The organism is Sphingobium sp. TB-6 (assembly GCF_012927365.1).
GTDB lineage: Bacteria > Pseudomonadota > Alphaproteobacteria > Sphingomonadales > Sphingomonadaceae > Sphingobium.
Genome location: NZ_JABBGL010000005.1, coordinates 179,316 through 195,936 on the forward strand (window position 1 = coordinate 179,316; position 16,621 = coordinate 195,936).

The following is a 16,621-nucleotide window of genomic DNA, read 5'->3' on the forward strand; positions in this document are numbered from 1 at the left end:
TTACCACCGCCTTTCGAACTTGTTGCGCAGGTAGATGGCGAGGCCGTTCATCGCGAGCAGGAACACCAGCAGGACGATGATGGCGGCGGAGGTCTTTTCGACAAAGCCCTTGGAGACTTCGTCGGACCAGAGGAAGATCTGCACCGGCAGCACGGTCGCAGGGTCGGTGATCCCGCCCGGCGGCGTGGCGATGAAGGCGCGCATGCCGATCATCAGCAGCGGCGCGGTTTCACCCAAAGCGCGGGCCATGCCGATGATGGTGCCGGTGAGGATGCCGGGCAGGGCCAGCGGCAGCACATGGTGGAACACAACCTGCACCGGCGAGGCGCCGATGCCGAGCGCGGCGTCACGGATGCTGGGCGGCACTGATTTGATGGCGTTGCGGCCCGCAATGACGATGACCGGCATGGTCATCAGCGCCAGCGTCATGCCGCCGATCAGAGCGGCCGAGCGCGGCAGGTGCAGGAAGTTGAGGAAGATCGACAGCCCCAGCAGGCCGAAGATGATCGAGGGAACGGCGGCGAGATTGTTGATCGACACTTCGATGATGTCGGTCAGCCAGTTTTTGCGCGCATATTCCTCCAGATAGACGGCCGTGGCGACGCCGATCGGGAAGCTCAAGGCCAGCGTCACCAACATGGTCAGCAGCGAGCCCTTGAACGCGCCCCAAATGCCGACCTGCGTCGGATCGGTGCCGTCGCTCGCGGTCAGGAAGCTCCAATTGATGCCGGTCGTCAGCAGCTTCGCCTTATTGAGACGCTCTACCGCTGTTTCAGCGTCGGGCGAACCCTTGCTCTTGGCGGCGAGGTCTATCGCGGTCGATGCGGGCAACTGAATCGTCACCGTCCGCGCCAGGATTTTCGGGTCAGCCTTGATCTCATCACGCAACACCGTCCAGGCGGTGGGCGACACCCACTCCTCGGCATCGGCGCCCAATGCCTTCTTCACGATCTCGCCCGTCACCATCGGCAGGTTCGCGTTGGCTAGCGCCTGGTCGGTGATGGCATTGGGATCGAGCAGCAGCGGGGAGGCGGGAAAGTCGACCTTAACCGCAATCTCGGTCCGGGTGAAGCCGCGCAGGCCGTTGCCCAGCATGCTGAACAGCAGGAAGGCAAGGAAGGCGGCGGAGAGCGCGACGGCCAGCAGACCCGCCGCCTTGAAGCGGCGCTCCGCGGCATAACGCCGGGCGATCCGCTTGCGCATCGCATCCGACTTCCAGTCGGTGGGGTTGCGGGTAGCGGTCATTCGTAAGCCTCGCGATATTTCTTCACGACCCGCAGGGCCACGATGTTGAGCAGCAAAGTGACGATGAACAGCACCAGCCCCAGCGCGAAGGCTGCCAGCGTCTTGGCGCTGTCGAATTCCTGGTCGCCGGTCAGCAACTGGACGATCTGCGTCGTCACTGTCGTCACGCTGGCAAAGGGATTCAAGGTAAGGTTGGCGGCCAGACCCGCCGCCATCACCACGATCATCGTCTCACCGATGGCGCGGCTGACCGCCAGCAGCACGCCGCCGACCACGCCGGGCAGGGCGGCGGGAATCAGCACTTTGCGGATCGTCTCGCTGGTGGTGGCGCCCATGGCCAGGCTGCCGTCGCGCATCGATTGCGGCACGGCGGCGATGCTGTCGTCGGCCATGGAGGAGACGAAGGGAATGATCATCACGCCCATCACCAAACCGGCGGCGAGGGCGCTTTCGGAAGAGGCGCCATGAATGCCGATCTTCACCGCGAAGTCGCGCAGGGCAGGGGCGATAGTGAGCGCCGCGAAATAGCCGTAGACCACGGTCGGCACCCCGGCGAGCACCTCCAATATCGGCTTCATCCATTTGCGGAAGGTGGGGCTGGCATATTGCGTCAGGTAAATGGCGCTCATCAGGCCCAGGGGGATGGCCACGACCATGGCGATGATCGCGCCGATGAAGATCGTGCCCCAGAACAGCGGCACCGCGCCGAAAGCATCGTCATTGCCATAGCCGAGCGCGGCGGACTGCGGGCTCCATTTGGCGCCGAACAGGAAATCGATCGGGTTGACCATGGAGAAGAAGCGGAAGCTTTCCCACAGCAGCGAGGCGACGATGCCCAGAGTGGTGATGATCGCCAGCAGGGATGCGATCAGCAGGGTCGCCATGACCAGCCGCTCGACCCGGGTGCGCGCCCGGAAATCGGGGCGGACGCGGGTAAAGGCATAGGCGCCACCGGCAAAGGCCAGCACGAGGGCAAGGGCTGCGCCCGCCAGACCATATTTGCCGATAGCGCCCTTATAGGGTTCGACCAAGCCCTGCGAGGGCGGATTGAACGCCCCTGCCTGCATGCCCGTGGCGATCGCCCGCGCTTCGCCCAAAATGGCGGAGCGCGAGAAATCGTCGGCGGGCAGGCTCTGCGCGGCCGGGCTGCTCAGCACTTCCTGCGTGATGAGGCCGGGGGCGACATTCGCCCAGACCGCCAGGAAAATGCCAGCGGGCACCAGCGTCCAGAGCGCGACATACCAGCCATGATAGCCCGGCAGGCTATGCATGGCGTCGCGGCGGCCCGACGCCCGCGCCGCGCTTTGCAGCCGCATCGCGCGGGCGCGGGCGCTGACCCAGGCGATCGCGCCCAGGCCGGCCAGCAGCAGAAGGATTGCAGGACCTGTCATATTCCCTGTCTTATTTCAGCTTGGAGCCGTCGAGGACCGCCAGCGACTTGACCGTTTCGGCGCTCGCCTTGCGCACATCTTCCGGCGCCGCGATCATGCCGCGCTTGGTCAGCGCGCCATTGGGATCCCAATTGGCCGCAAAGGTGTTGAGGAACGCCTGAAGACCGGGGATCGCGGTCATATGCGCTTTCTTCACATAGATGTAGAGCGGACGGGCGCCCGGATAGGTGCCGGTGGAGACGGTTTCATAGGTTGCCTCGACGCCGTTGATGGTGACGTCCTTCAACGTGTCCTTATTCTCTTCCAGGAAGCTGTAGCCGAACACGCCGAGCGCATTGGGGTTGGCGCCCAGCTTCTGGACGATGAGGTTATCATTCTCGCCCGAGTCCACATATTTGCCGTCCTCGCGGATGCGGGTGCAGGTGGCCTTGAATTCCTTCTCGTCCTTTTCCTTGAGCGCCTTCATCGCCGGGTCGGTTTCGCAGCCCTTGGTCAGGATCAGCTCGGCCAGCGAATCGCGGGTGCCGCTGGTCGACGGCGGGCCGAAGACGCTGATCGGCGTGGCGGGCAGGCTGGGGTCGACATCCTTCCAGGTCGCGGCCTTGTTCGGACCCTTGCCATAGGGATTGGCGGCCAGCGCCTCATAAACGATCTTCGGCGTCAGCTTCAGGCCGGGGCCATTCTTGGCTTCGGCAAAGGCGAGGCCGTCGACGCCGATCTGGATTTCGATGATGTCCTTGACGCCATTCTTCTGGCAGTCCTCAAACTCCGACTTCTTCATGCGGCGCGAGGCATCTTCAATGTCCGGATGCTGGGCGCCGACGCCCGCGCAGAACAGCTTCATGCCGCCGCCGGTGCCGGTCGATTCGATGATCGGGGACTTCATGCCGGGATTGCCCTGAACGAACATCTCAGCGACCGCCGTGGCGAAGGGATAGACGGTGGACGAACCAACCGCGCGGATCTGGTCGCGGGTGCCGCCGGCCGCGCCGCCGGACTGCTGACCGCAACCGGCGAGAGTGAGTGCGGCCGCAGCGGTGGCAGCCATCAGAGCGAAATGCTTCACGGGATATTCTCCTTCGTCAAAGGCCGCGATTCGCTTCTCGCCGCCCCCCTCTGGGCATGCGCCGTAGCCGCGGTACGTCGCGCCTTTGTGACAATTGGATTGCACTTTTATGACAATGAGGCCGGAAGCCCGGCCTGTCGCTGTCTTTTTTTGTTCAAGCCTTTGCCGCGAGCGCCTTTTCTTCCACGGCGATGCGGGGCAGCAGAATGGAGATGGTGGTGCCCTTGCCAAGCACGCTGGCGATGTCCAGCCGCCCGCGATGCCGCTCCACGATATGCTTGACGATGGCGAGGCCCAGACCCGTACCGCCAACCGCGCGGCTGCGCCCCGAATCGACGCGATAGAAGCGCTCGGTCAGGCGCGGCAGATGATCGGGGCCGATGCCTTCCCCTTCATCCGCGACGCTGAGCCGCATCATGCCGCTAGGCCCCTCGTTCAAAGTCACGCGGATCGTTGTGCCTGCGCGCCCATATTTGACCGAATTGCCGATCAGATTGTGGAGCAGTTGCGATAGCTGCGCCCGGTCGCCCTGCACATCGGGCAGGTCGGGCGCGATCTCCATCTCCACCTCGCGCCCCCGCTCGCCATGGCTGGTGCGGAATACGCCGACCACCTCGGCCACCAGCCCGGACAGGTCGACCGCGCTGTCGGGCGCGCGATATTTCTCCGCCTCGATGCGGGACAGGGAGATGAGATCGTCGATCAGCCGCTGCATCCGCCGCGCCTCGCCGTCCATGATCTTCAGGAAGCGCTGCCGCGTTTCGTCATCCTTGCCCAGATCGGGGTCGGCCAATGTCTCTATGAAGCCCAATATCCCCGCCAGCGGCGTGCGCAGCTCATGGCTGGCATTGGCGACGAAATCGACGCGCATCTTTTCCGCCGCATGCGCGCCGCTATGGTCGGCCAGATGGACCAGACGTCGCACCTTGGTGTCGTCGCCGTCGCTGGCCCCGACCGGGGCGATCCGCATCTGCCAGCGCTGGTCGCGGCTGCCTAGGCCGACCAGCTCGATCATCACCGGTTCGGCCATCGGCGCCACGCTGGCGAGCCGTTCGGCGGCGGCGGGATGACGGATGGCGATGCGGGCGTCTTCCCCCTCGATATGCGCGCCCAGCAAACGCTGCGCTGCGCGGTTGGCCGAGATGATCCGGCCCCGCTCGATCAGCATCAGCGGATCGGAAATGCCTTCCAGCAGGCTCCGGGCATCGGGATGGGAGATGATGTCGGTGGCATCCGCAGCCGCTGCGGGCAACTCTTTCGCCTGGACCTGGCCGCCTCCCGCCGCGATGATCAGCACCACCAGCCCCGCCAGCACCGGCAGGATGATGTCGAGCGGCTCCGCGCCGATCATCAGCGCCCCCCCGGTAGCCAGCAGCAGGACGGCAAGCGAGGCGGTGATCTGGGAAGCGGTCAGGCGATTCATGGTTACCATGCTGGAAATTTGACGCATTTGCTGCAAAGACCGTCGCAATAGCGTGCAATTTTTACAGTTTGGCAAGCGCGATAGCGGATCAGGATGACATGAGCGAGCCTTTGCCCCCTCGGAACAATGCCGAGTCGCAGGACGACGGACCGGACCTTGCCGTGCCGTCGCGCCGTCAGTTGCTGATGGGCGGAGCGGTCGCGGCATCCGCCATCATATCGATCCGCCCGGCGCTGGCGAACACGGCCGCGTCGGTCCTCAATTGTACGATCCCCGTTCCCGACCAGGGCCGTTCGGGCAATTATATCGCCGCCAATGGGCAGGTCGTGCCGGCGGGCACGCAGGGCGCCTTCCCCGGCGCCGGGCAGGGCTTTACCGGCGATCAGGTGAAACAGGCGCTGCGAGGGGGCCGTCTGCCCGGCACCAGCTATGACCAGAATCAGGCCTATCTGAACTATATCCGCCGCCTTCAATCCGGCACGAGCGGCTTTACCTGCTACGCATCGCTGCAAATGCCCCGCTGAACGAAGGCGGGATTTTCGACCGAACTTTTTACGGCCCGAACTTTTACGGATCACCCGCGTTGACGGCGTCGAGACTTCGACGATCCCGTCAGACGCAGCAAGGGCGACCCCATGTTCCATACACCCCATTGGGTGACGCAAAATTGTTCGGTCGCGATCTATCTCTATGAACCCAGCGATGGCGGCCTGGATCGGGTCGCGATCCTGCTGGCCAATCATCTGCTGATGCGCGGCGTGGATGTCGAACTGTGGATGACGCGGGTGGACGGCCCTGTGGCCGGGCTGATCGACCCGCAGTTGACCGTGCGCCGGGTGCCTGCCCCGCCTCTCAACCGGCGGCTGTCGATGATCGCGCAATTCCCCGCTCTGGCGGCCATGGTGCGACGGTACCGCCCCGATATTCTCTATTCGGCGGGCAATCAGAGCAACATGCTGTGCGCCCTGGCGGCGCTGGGCACGGCGACGCAGGCGGTTTGCCGCATTTCCAACCCGATCGTCCGCCCGCACCAGCGGGGGCTGTCCGCCTGGGTCAGGCGCAGCCGTTTTCGCGCCATCGCCCGGGCCAGCGCCATGACCATCGTGATGGGTGAGGCGGACCGGCTGACCTTGGCTGAAGCCGGGCCGCTGGAGGGCCGTCGCGTGACGCTGCTGCCGCGCCCGACCGTCACCCCCTTGCTGCAACGGTTGCGGCAGGATCGCGAGGCGAGGTCGGAGGGGACGCCCCGGCATTTCCTGATGGTCGGGCGGTTGGCCGAGCAGAAGGATCAGGCGACGGCGCTGCTCGCGCTTGCCCGGCTAAGGCATCTCGATTGGCGGTTGAAGATCGTCGGGCAGGGGCCGTTGCGCCGCGACCTGGAGGCGCTTTGCCAGCGGCTGGACATAGCCGGGCGGGTCGAATTTCTGGGCTTTGTGAATGATCAGGCGGAACTGGCGGCGCTGATGGCCGAGGCCGATCTGCTGCTTCAACCGTCGCGCTGGGAGGGGTTGGTCGCGACGCTGATAGAGGCGCTGGGCTGCGGAACGGGGGTGGTGGCGACCGATTCCACGCCCAATATTCATCCGGCGTTGGCTGCTGCGGGCCAGCATGCGCCAGTGCCGGTGGGCGATGCGGATGCCTTTGCCGAAGCGATCCTCTGGGCGCTGGAGCATCCGGTTTCGCCTGCGCGCTTGGGGGAGGCGGTACGGGAGCATTGCGTCGAAAGCGCCCTTGACGCCTATTTGCGCGCCTTTGCCCGGCTCGTCCGGACCGATGGCGTGCAATGGAACGGCATCGCGCAAAATAGCCTGACGCGTTAGGCACTTGGCTACTCCTTTGTCCTAAGGATGGCGCGACATTCCCATCCGAAGGCTCCGTTTCGTGACCATGCCCCGCCGCTATTGCCAGGACAGTCCGGACGCCATCGCCTCCTGCGTGCTGGAGGATATGGTGCTGCTTTATCACCGGCCTTCGGGACAGACCCATATGGTGATCAGCCCGGTGCCGGAGATATTGGCGACGTTGGAGGAAGGCGCGGCGCTGACGGCGGGTGAGGTCCATGCCGAACTGACCCGGCTCTATGATCTGGGCCCGGCGGAGGAGGCGGTGCCGCAGATCGAGGCGCATCTCACCGAATTGACCGAACTGGGATTGGTCCGCATCGCGTGAAGCATGTGCTGTCCCTGAAGATCGGTCCGGCAAGCTTCCGCATCGGATCGGCCTGGCGCCAGCCGGTGGAGGCGCTGGCGCGGCTCTATGCCGATTATCCCACGCCCGTGGACGAGGTGGCCGATTTCACCGTGCGGCTGGAGCCGGCGGGCCTGTTCCGGCGCTGGTTCCGGCCATCGATCTATATCACTGGCGATCACGGGCTGGCCGATGCCGCGCCGATGAGCCTCGCCCATGGCCTGTTGGCGGCGGAAATGGGGATGAACCTGCAAATGGCGCTGGGCTGGCGGCGGCATCTGTTGCTGCATGCCTCCAGCGTCGAGAAGGACGGAAGAGCGCTTGTGATGACGGGCGAGTCCGGTTCCGGCAAATCCACTTTGGCTGCCCAATTGGGTGAGCGCGGCTGGCGGTTGATGGGCGACGAGTTCGCGCTGCTCGATCTGGCGACGGGCGCGGTCTTTCCCTTTCCGCGCCTGGTCTCGCTCAAGAATGGCGCCATCGACGTGCTGGCGGCGGAGGCTTCGCCGGCGCGCATGGGGCCGCTGCTCGCCGGGACGGCCAAGGGCGACATCCGCCACCTCATCCCCCGCAGCGAGGCAGTCGGGCGGATGGGGGAGGGCGCCTTGCCCGCGCTGCTGCTGTTTCCCCGTTTCGGTCATGAGGCGGATGTCCGTTCAGTCGGGCAGAGTGAGGTCTTCATGCGGCTGACCCAGGCGTCGACCAACTATGTCGCTCTGGGCGAGCCGGGCTTTGCCGCCCTGACCCGCTTCGTCAAAAATGTGCCTGCCCGCGCCATCGATTTTCCCTCGGGAGATGACGCCATAGCCCTGGTCGAGCGGTTGTGGGGGGAACTGGCATGAGTGCGCGGCTGCTCGTGCAGGCCTTGCGTGATCCCGATGGGGTCATGGCGCTGGATGCGCGCAGGTGGAACGACCTGATCGCCATGGCGCGGGCGGAGCGGCTGATCGGCACGCTGGCCTTGCGGATCGAGGACCGGCCAGTGCCCGAAGCGGTGCGGCCGATATTGAGCGATGCGCGGCTGGAGGCGGAGCGAGAAGCGCGGCAGGCGCTGTGGGAGGCGGATCGTGCGGCGGAGGCGCTTGCCGGCCTCGACGTGCCGGTCGTGCTCCTCAAGGGGACTGCCTATGCGGCGGCGGGGCTGCGTGCGGGGCAGGGACGCTTCATCGGGGATCTCGACATATTGGTGCCGCGGGAGGCCATAGGGCAGGTCGAGCATGCGCTGCTCCGCGCAGGGTGGGAGTGGGTCAAGGATGACCCTTATGACGACGCCTATTATCGGCAATGGATGCATGAACTGCCGCCGATGATTCATGCTGGGCGCGATCGGATGATCGACGTGCACCATACCGTCCTGCCCCTGACCGCGCGTCAGACGCCCGATGCCGGAGCGATGATTGCTGAGGCGGTTCCCATTACCAATGAGTTATACATGCTCTCCACGGAGGACAGGGTCTGCCATGCCGCAGCGCATCTGCTGGCCGATGGCGATTTGGCGGGGGGGCTGCGCAATCTCTGGGATATCCACTGCTTGTTCGACGAGGTGGATGCTGACGCGCTGAAGGCTCGGGCGGCGCGGCATGGCCTTGCGGCCCATGTCGGACAGGCGCGGCGGCTGGCGGCGGCGCTTTATGGCGAGGGCGCGCGGTTGACGGTCTGGGACCGGATCGTCGCCGCCCGGCTGCTGGCGCGGGACGGATGGGGACGGGAGCGGCGCAAGCTGCTCCGCTTTGCCTTTTATCTGCGCTCGCACTGGCTGCGGATGCCGCTCGCCATGCTGGCGCGCCACTTGTTCACCAAATGGCGCAAGGGGCACCGGCCCGCTTAGCCGATAAAGATCGCTGTGTGTGTGGTGGCCAAAAATCCGTTTCGTCTCATGCCTGTCCCTCAAATCTATCGCACGGCCGTCAATGCTTCGGCTTGAGCGCCTCGGCCAGGGACATGTTCGCACTTCCCCGTCGCGCAGGCTGGGCCTGGCTCGGATCGGCCTTCCACCCGCTCAGATACAGGATCGCCATCTGCTCCGCCGTCCGCCCGTCGCTATCCGCAGCCGCCGCGAAATGCTCGGCCGCGCCGCCCAGCACTTCCCGCCGCAGCGCGGGCGGCCGCGAAACCAGCACATTGCCCGCTCCCATCCCCCGCAAGTCGTGCATCAGCCGCAGGACATCGCCATAGCGGACCGTCAACACATCCCCATCCGCGACCGGCATGGTGAATCCAGCCCGCGCCAGCAGATCACCCGCCGAACGCACATCGACCTGCGGATGGATATGCTGCCCGGCCCGGTCCCCTTCGCCCGCCATCAGCGCCGCCCGCAGCCGGGGCAGCGAACCAGCGCCGGTAAAGGCCGCCAGCATCAGCCCATCCGGCCGCAACACCCGCCGCATCAGGATCAGCGCGCCCGGCAAGTCATTGACGCTGTCGAGTGTTCCGCAAGCGATCACCAGGTCGAAACTTTCATCGGCAAAGGGCAGGGCGTCCTCATCGGCCTGCACGCCGCCCTGCGCCTTCGCCGCCGCAAAGCCGGGATCGGCGCAGACGACGCGCTTGCCCATCGCCTCCAGCGCTGCCCTGGCGCTGTCGTCGGGACAGCCGATGACCAGCACTTCGGCAAAATCCCGCTGCACATCGCCTAGCCTGTCGAGCAGTTCGTCCAGCATCGCGCGATAGAGAAAGTCATGCTCGGCAAAGCGAGCCATCATCCGGTCGCGCCGCCTGGCGCGCAGCGCGCGGTCGAAGATGTCGGCATTGGTCATGGCGGGCCTTGTGCAACGGCGAAGGAGCGGGAACAAGGGAGATGATGTCCCTTTCGCCGCTGCACAAGACCGCCCCATTTGTCAAAAGCCTGTTGCGCCCGGCGCTCGATTACGCCCTGCCGCCGCGCTGCCCCGGTTGTGGCGAAATCGTGGACGCGGACGATGCCTTCTGCCTGAGTTGCTGGAGCGGGATGCGGTTTCTGGGCGCGCCGTGCTGCGCCCGGTGCGGCGTGCCGTTCGACTATGATCGCGGTGCCGGAGCGGAATGCGGCGCCTGCCTGGCCGATCCGCCGCCCTTCGACAGCGCGCAGGCGGTGCTGGCCTATGGCGATATCGCCCGTGCCGTGGCGCTGCGCCTCAAATATGGCCGGCGCATCGGCCTTGCCCGGCTGATTGCCAAGCAGATGGCGCGGCAGGTTCCGGCGGTGGAGAATGCCGTCATCGTGCCGGTGCCGTTGCATCGCTGGCGGCTGTGGTGGCGCGGCTTCAACCAGTCGGCCCTGATCGCCCGGCATCTGGCGCGGCTGACGCGATTGCCGGTGGATAATCACGCCCTGCTGCGTAGCCGCCGGACCAAGCCCCTGCGCGGGATGACCCCGAAACTCCGGGCCAAGGCGGTGCGTGGCGCCTTCGCCCTGACCCCGCAGCATGGGCTCAAGGGCCGCGCGGTGCTGCTGATCGATGATGTGCACACCAGCGGCGCAACGGCGGCGGCTTGCGCCCGGACGCTGAAACGCGGCGGCGCGGCAAGCGTTCACCTGCTGTGCTGGGCGCGGGTGCTGCCGGACAGTGCCGATTGACAAACGGCTGTCGAACCACAATTTCGACGGTCAAGGAGTGAAATATGGCGAAGGTCGAAATCTATACCAAGGCCTGGTGCGGCTATTGCGCCCGGGCAAAGGCCTTGCTCGACGGCAAGGGCGTGGCGTTCGAGGAATATGACATCACCATGGGCGGGCCCAAGCGCCAGGAAATGCTGGACCGCGCCCAGGGCGGGAACACCGTGCCGCAAATCTTCATCGATGGCCAACATATCGGCGGCAGCGACGACATGGCGGCGCTCGACCGGCAGGGCAAGCTCGACGCGTTGCTGGGAGCATAGCCGGATGCGCGCCGCGATCTTCCAGATGACCAGCGGGATCGATCCCGCCGCCAACGCCGCCGCGATCGTGGACATGGCCGCGCGCGCCAAGGGGGAGGGTGCGGACATGCTCTTCACCCCGGAAATGGCCGGTTATGTGGACCGCGACCGGCAGCGGGCGGCGGCGACGCTGCGTTCGGAGAAGGACGATCCCGTGCTGGCCGCCGTGCGCGAAGCGGCGGCGAAACAGGGGCTGTGGGTGCATCTCGGCTCCCTTCCGCTGAAGGAGGAGCGAACCGACGGGCGCTGGGCCAATCGTAGTTTCATGATCGATGGCAGCGGCGAAATCCGTGCCCGCTATGACAAGATCCACCTGTTCGATGTCGATCTGGCAACAGGGGAAAGCTGGCGCGAATCGTCGGTCTATGGTCCGGGCGAGCAGGTCGTCGCGGTCGATACGCCCTGGGCGCGCATGGGCCTGTCGGTGTGCTACGACATGCGCTTTCCCGATCTCTACCGGGCGCTGACCAATGCGGGCGCCACGGTGCTGCTCACGCCTGCGGCTTTCACCGTCCCGACCGGCAAGGCGCATTGGCACATATTGCTCCGCGCGCGGGCGATCGAGGCTGGCTGCTTCGTTATCGCCGCCGCGCAGACCGGCCATCATGCGGACGGCCGCGACACCTACGGGCACAGCCTGATCGTTGACCCATGGGGGGACATAGTGCTCGACATGGGCGAACAGGCGGGTCTTGCTCTTGCGGAGATCGACCTGTCGCGCATAGAGGACGTGCGCGGGCGGGTGCCTGCGCTCGCCAACCGGCGATCCTTGCCCATGGATGTGACAGTGTCGTGATTGTTTTCGACCTCAAATGCGAATCCCAAGGCCATGTGTTCGAGGCGTGGTTCGGCTCCAGCGCCGATTATGAGGATCAGAAGGCGCGAGGCCTGTTGGCCTGCCCGCTCTGCGGCGATGAACATGTGGGCAAAGCCGTGATGGCGCCGGCGGTCGCGCCGAAGGGCAACAGCCGCCCGGAAACCGTGCCGCAAATCACATCCTCGGGCGACGCGTCCATCACCATGGGCGCGGGCGAGGAGGCGAAGATGCGCGAACTGGTGCAGGCGCTGGCCAAGGCGCAGCAAAAGGCGCTGGAGGATTCCACCTGGGTCGGGCGCGGCTTTGCCGAACAGGCCCGCGCCATGCACTATGGCGAGCAGGATCGGGCCAGCATCCATGGCGAAGTCGCGCTCAGCGAGGCGCGAGCCTTGATTGCCGAAGGGGTGGAGGTGGCACCCTTGCCTTTTCCGGTGGTTCCCCCCGAAGCGAAGAATTGACCGCGCCCTTTTCGCATAATAGAGCCGTCACCGGAGCACCCGTAGCTCAGCAGGATAGAGCATCAGATTCCTAATCTGAGGGCCATGGGTTCGAATCCCGTCGGGTGCACCATTTTTCCATGAGTTGTGGGTCGGTCGTCAATGCGGGGCAGTTTTTCGCTGCGAGGTATAGCGGCGATGCGAGCCAAAAATTGCAGTCGGCGGTGCTCAGCAATGGCCATGGAACCGACTTGCGCGAAGCGCTCATCATGCTTCCCTTGTTCAGCGGAATGTCTTGGCAAGGATGACCAGGGTCGGATCGCCCTCGACAGCTTCGACTGCGAAGCCCTTTTCGCGCTCCAGTTCGATGGTGCCGTGATTGTCGCGGCTTTCGATTGAGATGACGCGCCGCACGCCGCGCTTCTGCGCCTCGCTGGCCAGATGGTCGAGCACCGCCCAGCCCACGCCCCGGCCCTTATAGTCCCCGCGCACCGAAACGGCGACTTCGGCCGTGTCCAGCGCATTGTCGCAGGCGAGGATGCCGGAGGCGACGAGATCGCCGGTGGCGCCATCGAATGCCAATATGCTTTCGCTGCGGAAATGATCGGCATGGATCAGCGGGTCGAGCTGTTCGTGGCCGACATGCGGGATGGCCGAGAAGAAGCGGAAGCGCCGATCCTCGTCGCTGACCTGGTCGAAGAAGGCGGCGAGCAGAGGTTCGTCGCTTTCCTCCGCGGGGCGAACGTGAAGCTGGAGGCCCGAACGGGTCGGCAGGGTGAGGATGTGCGTGGCGTCGGTCATGAAAACGTCTCCCTTTTCAAGGGTGCCAGATTTAGAGGGCCAAGTGCCGGCGCGCATTGATCCTCGACAATGTCGGAGGATTTTGGGCGCGCCGGCCGGGGGTTCCGCTATCCGTCGATATTACGCCGGAAGGTTTCGGGAAGGAAGATCAGGCCCAGGACGACGGTTCCCGCCGCCACGATGACCGGGTACCAGAGGCCGTAATAGATGTCGCCGGTCGCGGCGACCATCGCGAAGCCGATCGCCGGCAGCAGCCCGCCCAGCCAGCCATTGCCGATATGATAGGGCAGCGACATGGAGGAGTAGCGGATGCGGCTGGGGAACAATTCGACCAGCATCGCGGCGATCGGGCCGTAAACCGCCGTCACCAGCAGGACGAGATAGAAGAGCAGCGCGACGACGAGCGGCTTGTTGATCTCGGCGGGGTTGGCCTTGCTGGGATAGCCGACCCGGGCAAGTTCACCCTCGACCGCGGGCTGGGCGGCGACGGCTGGCTTGTCGCCTTCGGCCGCCTTTGCGGGGCTGGCGGGCGCGCCGATCAGTTGGGCGGAGAAGGCCGCGATGGCCGCTTTTTTCTCTTCGCCCGAAAGCCGGGACGGATCGGGCGCGGTGAAGCGCTTGTCACCGACCGCGACGGTCGCGACGGTGCCGGGCGCGGCGACGACATTGGTGTAGTTCACACCAGCCTTGGCCAGCGCGTTCTTGACGATGTCGCAGCTCGTCTTGTCGAACTTGTTCGCGCCGACCGGGTCGAACTGCGAAGAGCATTCCGACGGGTCGGCGGTCACGGTCACCGGGGCGGCGGCCTGCGCCCGGGCGAGCGCGGGGTTGGCGGCATTGGTGAGCGCGTGGAAGACCGGGAACAGCGTCAGCGCGGCGAGCGCGCAGCCCGAGAGAATGATGGGTTTGCGGCCGATGCGGTCGGACAGCCAGCCGAAGAACAGGAAGAAGGGCGCGGCCATCATGAGTGCGATGATGATGAGCGTGTTGGCGGTCAGGCCGTCGATCTTCAGCATCTTTTCAAGGAAGAACATCGCGTAGAGCTGGCCGCAATACCAGACCACCGCCTGGCCCGCGATCGCGCCGAAAAAGGCGATGAGCACGATCTTGAGGTTCTTCCACTGGCCGAACGCCTCCTTGATCGGTGACTTGGAGCCGGTGCCCTCCGCCTTCATCTTCTGGAAGACGGGCGATTCATGCAGCTTCAGACGCAGCCACAGGCCGACGATGAGGAACAGGCCGGAGACCAGATAGGGAATGCGCCATCCCCAATCCTTGAACGCTTCCTCTCCGACGCCGGTGATGGGCGAACGGACCGTGATGACGATCAGCAGCGCCATTGCGAGACCGGCGGTCGCGGTGATCTGAATCCAACTGGTGTAGAAGCCGCGCCTGTTGTTGGGCGCATGCTCCGCGACATAGGTCGCCGCGCCGCCATATTCGCCGCCGAGCGCCAGACCCTGGAACATGCGCAGCACCACCAGCATGATCGGCGCGGCGACGCCGACCGACTTGTAGGTGGGAAGGCAACCCACGAGGAAAGTCGACAGACCCATGACGAGCAGCGTGATGATGAATGTGTAGCGGCGCCCGAACAGGTCACCGATGCGGCCGAAGAAGATGGCGCCGAAGGGGCGGACGATGAACCCGGACGCGAAGATCAGCAGGGCCATGATGAAGGAGGTCGTCTGGTTGAGGCCCGTCAGGAACTGCGCCGCTATGATCGCGGTCAAAAGGCCGTAGAGATAGAAATCATACCATTCGAACACGGTGCCGAGCGAGCTGGCGGTGATGATGAGCTTCTCGCTTCGCGTCGCCTGGTGATGCTTTGGCAGTCCGTCATATGTCGAAGCCATAACAGTCCCTCCTGTTAGAAATTATACTTCGCCGCGACGTCGAAGCGATCGACGTGGCCGTTGAGATCGTTGACGAGCCGGCGCTCGCCATGTCGGTACTCGATGCCGAGGTCGACATTCTTCACCGGGGAATAGAAGAGGTTGCCCGCGACACTCCATGCCTGACGATTGAACATCGCTATACCCGCAGTCGTCGCTGGATTGAGGGTATCGGCGTAGAAGATGCGCTGGTAGCTTGCGATCAGATTCACGCGCCACTGGTCGTTCAGGGCATATCGCCCCGCGCCGAACAGCGCGAGGTTGCGGACGCCGGCGAGCTGCCCGTTGGTCTGGAGAACCGCGTCAGGCCCGAAGTTCAGACCGAGATAGCGCCCGATCCCTTCGCCATAGGTCGCCTGGAATCGGATGTCGCTGCCATGTTTGGCGTCCAGGAATATCTTGCCGGAGGTGCTGATGCCCCATCCAAGCCGGGAGTCGACGATATGGGCAGCGCCCGTCTTCGCATTGTCGACGCGCAATTGGCGCCCCAGCACTGCAAGGTCGAGGAAGCCGAACCCACCCGCATATTCGAGGCGGCCGGTCATGTCGGGCGCATGATCCTCGCCATTTTCGATGAGGGCGGGCGCGCCGGCGGTGGCGGAAGCGGTTTCCGGATTTTCGGCGGCCAGATGAAGGGTCAGGCCGTGGCTGAGCGGCATGCTGTAGCGCACCATCGGCTGGCGCACGAAGATCAGGCCGTCGACGCCGCCGACATAATCCGTGCTCTCCGGGAAAACCGCCGGGTTCGAGAAATTGGTGAAGTCCTGGCCGAAGGTCCAGCGATCGAACTGGATGAGGGCGCGGCGCATCGCCAGATCATAGGCGTTGGTCGTGCGCTGCGTGCCCTGGCCCAGCGCCTGTGGGGTGCCGGGCGCGGCCTGGAAATCGAACTCGATATAGGCCTTGAGCGCATGCTTGCCGAGCTTGGTCGTGGCGTCCACCCAGAAGCGCGTCTGCTTTGCGGAGAAATCAGTGACGCGGGTGGGTGAAGTCGGGGAGGCGGGATTGAAGACCGGGACCGACTGCGGCAGATAGAGATCGCGGCCGAGCGTATTGCTCGGATCGTCGCCGCCGCTGTACCGGGCGCTGCTTGCGAGCAGCTTCACATAGCCGGACAGGACGACATTGCTATTGCCCGATCGGAAACCGAGCTTGGGCGTGCTGTCCGCCAGTCGGGTCATTTGGGCGGACGTCTCGTCGCTCTTGCGGACGGCGGTGGCTGCGGTGGCCGCGGTTTCGTCCTGCTGACTGCGCGCTGCGGCGAGTTCGGTCCGGAGCTGGGTGACTTCGTTCTCCAGCCGTTCCAGACGCGCCGCCAGATCCGCCTCCTTCGTGGTCTGCGCATGAGCCAGTTGGGGCGCGGCAAGCGCCGTCGCTCCCAGCAGGATGCGCAACAATGGCCTCATTTGCTTTGGCATCGACCTCTCCATGGCCCGGCTCGTTGTCCGGATAGGGAGAAGAT

Annotated in this window: 17 protein-coding genes and 1 tRNA gene; 10 read left to right on the forward strand and 8 right to left on the reverse strand. The window is 65.1% G+C overall.

Annotated features, from left to right (window positions below; translation table 11 throughout):
• The 4 genes from pstA to HHL26_RS09260 all read right to left on the reverse strand — a co-directional run bounded on the left by pstA (nucleotide 1) and on the right by HHL26_RS09260 (nucleotide 5,125).
• Complete coding sequence (gene pstA, locus HHL26_RS09245; RefSeq protein WP_066558759.1) at nucleotides 1-1,245, reverse strand: phosphate ABC transporter permease PstA; 1,245 nt, start codon at nucleotides 1,243-1,245, stop codon at nucleotides 1-3.
• Nucleotides 1,242-2,636: a phosphate ABC transporter permease subunit PstC gene (pstC, locus tag HHL26_RS09250; RefSeq protein WP_066558757.1), complete on the reverse strand. Its 1,395-nt coding sequence runs from the start codon at nucleotides 2,634-2,636 to the stop codon at nucleotides 1,242-1,244. The genes pstA and pstC overlap by 4 nt, the downstream gene beginning before the upstream one ends.
• A gap of 10 nt (nucleotides 2,637-2,646) precedes the next feature.
• Nucleotides 2,647-3,702, reverse strand: coding sequence for a substrate-binding domain-containing protein (locus tag HHL26_RS09255; protein ID WP_066558755.1), 1,056 nt, complete (start codon nucleotides 3,700-3,702; stop codon nucleotides 2,647-2,649).
• Between the two features lie 154 nt (nucleotides 3,703-3,856).
• Nucleotides 3,857-5,125: an ATP-binding protein gene (locus tag HHL26_RS09260; RefSeq protein WP_066558752.1), complete on the reverse strand. Its 1,269-nt coding sequence runs from the start codon at nucleotides 5,123-5,125 to the stop codon at nucleotides 3,857-3,859.
• Between the two features lie 98 nt (nucleotides 5,126-5,223).
• Here HHL26_RS09260 and HHL26_RS09265 point away from each other — a divergent pair, with 98 nt between their 5' ends.
• From HHL26_RS09265 to HHL26_RS09285, 5 genes are all read left to right on the forward strand, one after another.
• Nucleotides 5,224-5,649 (forward strand): hypothetical protein, encoded by a 426-nt coding sequence (locus tag HHL26_RS09265; RefSeq protein WP_066561843.1) that lies wholly within the window; start codon nucleotides 5,224-5,226, stop codon nucleotides 5,647-5,649.
• Nucleotides 5,650-5,760: 111 nt separating this feature from the next.
• The gene (locus HHL26_RS09270; RefSeq protein WP_066558750.1) at nucleotides 5,761-6,945 is read left to right on the forward strand and encodes a glycosyltransferase; all 1,185 of its coding nucleotides are present in this window, start codon (nucleotides 5,761-5,763) and stop codon (nucleotides 6,943-6,945) included.
• A gap of 67 nt (nucleotides 6,946-7,012) precedes the next feature.
• Nucleotides 7,013-7,294 carry an HPr-rel-A system PqqD family peptide chaperone gene (locus HHL26_RS09275; RefSeq protein WP_066558747.1) on the forward strand — a complete coding sequence of 94 codons (282 nt, stop codon included), beginning with the start codon at nucleotides 7,013-7,015 and terminating at the stop codon, nucleotides 7,292-7,294.
• Nucleotides 7,291-8,154: an HprK-related kinase A gene (locus tag HHL26_RS09280; protein WP_066558744.1), complete on the forward strand. Its 864-nt coding sequence runs from the start codon at nucleotides 7,291-7,293 to the stop codon at nucleotides 8,152-8,154. Before HHL26_RS09275 ends, HHL26_RS09280 begins: the two co-directional genes overlap by 4 nt.
• On the forward strand, nucleotides 8,151-9,140 hold the full coding sequence (locus HHL26_RS09285) for a nucleotidyltransferase family protein (RefSeq protein ID WP_066558739.1): 990 nt from the start codon (nucleotides 8,151-8,153) through the stop codon (nucleotides 9,138-9,140). Before HHL26_RS09280 ends, HHL26_RS09285 begins: the two co-directional genes overlap by 4 nt.
• A 79-nt stretch (nucleotides 9,141-9,219) precedes the next feature.
• Here the strand turns inward: HHL26_RS09285 and HHL26_RS09290 are convergent, their stop codons facing one another.
• Complete coding sequence (locus HHL26_RS09290) at nucleotides 9,220-10,068, reverse strand: methyltransferase domain-containing protein (protein ID WP_066558737.1); 849 nt, start codon at nucleotides 10,066-10,068, stop codon at nucleotides 9,220-9,222.
• Between the two features lie 41 nt (nucleotides 10,069-10,109).
• Between HHL26_RS09290 and HHL26_RS09295 the strand changes: the two genes are divergently transcribed.
• The 5 genes from HHL26_RS09295 (at nucleotide 10,110) to HHL26_RS09315 (ending at nucleotide 12,596) form a co-directional block, all read left to right on the forward strand.
• Nucleotides 10,110-10,868: a ComF family protein gene (locus tag HHL26_RS09295; protein WP_066558730.1), complete on the forward strand. Its 759-nt coding sequence runs from the start codon at nucleotides 10,110-10,112 to the stop codon at nucleotides 10,866-10,868.
• A gap of 44 nt (nucleotides 10,869-10,912) precedes the next feature.
• The gene (grxC, locus tag HHL26_RS09300) at nucleotides 10,913-11,170 is read left to right on the forward strand and encodes a glutaredoxin 3 (protein ID WP_066558728.1); all 258 of its coding nucleotides are present in this window, start codon (nucleotides 10,913-10,915) and stop codon (nucleotides 11,168-11,170) included.
• Between the two features lie 4 nt (nucleotides 11,171-11,174).
• A complete protein-coding gene (locus HHL26_RS09305; protein ID WP_066558725.1) occupies nucleotides 11,175-12,005 on the forward strand; it encodes a carbon-nitrogen hydrolase family protein in 831 nt (276 codons plus the stop codon).
• On the forward strand, nucleotides 12,002-12,484 hold the full coding sequence (locus tag HHL26_RS09310) for a DUF1178 family protein (protein WP_066558722.1): 483 nt from the start codon (nucleotides 12,002-12,004) through the stop codon (nucleotides 12,482-12,484). Before HHL26_RS09305 ends, HHL26_RS09310 begins: the two co-directional genes overlap by 4 nt.
• A gap of 35 nt (nucleotides 12,485-12,519) precedes the next feature.
• A tRNA-Arg gene (locus HHL26_RS09315) sits at nucleotides 12,520-12,596 on the forward strand.
• 149 nt (nucleotides 12,597-12,745) lie between these two features.
• Here HHL26_RS09315 and HHL26_RS09320 read toward each other — a convergent pair.
• From HHL26_RS09320 to HHL26_RS09330, 3 genes are all read right to left on the reverse strand, one after another.
• Nucleotides 12,746-13,264, reverse strand: coding sequence for a GNAT family N-acetyltransferase (locus tag HHL26_RS09320; RefSeq protein WP_066558716.1), 519 nt, complete (start codon nucleotides 13,262-13,264; stop codon nucleotides 12,746-12,748).
• A gap of 107 nt (nucleotides 13,265-13,371) precedes the next feature.
• Nucleotides 13,372-15,120 carry an MFS transporter gene (locus HHL26_RS09325; RefSeq protein ID WP_066558714.1) on the reverse strand — a complete coding sequence of 583 codons (1,749 nt, stop codon included), beginning with the start codon at nucleotides 15,118-15,120 and terminating at the stop codon, nucleotides 13,372-13,374.
• Between the two features lie 14 nt (nucleotides 15,121-15,134).
• Nucleotides 15,135-16,577, reverse strand: coding sequence for a DcaP family trimeric outer membrane transporter (locus tag HHL26_RS09330; protein ID WP_082748912.1), 1,443 nt, complete (start codon nucleotides 16,575-16,577; stop codon nucleotides 15,135-15,137).
• Nucleotides 16,578-16,621: the final 44 nt, after the last annotated feature.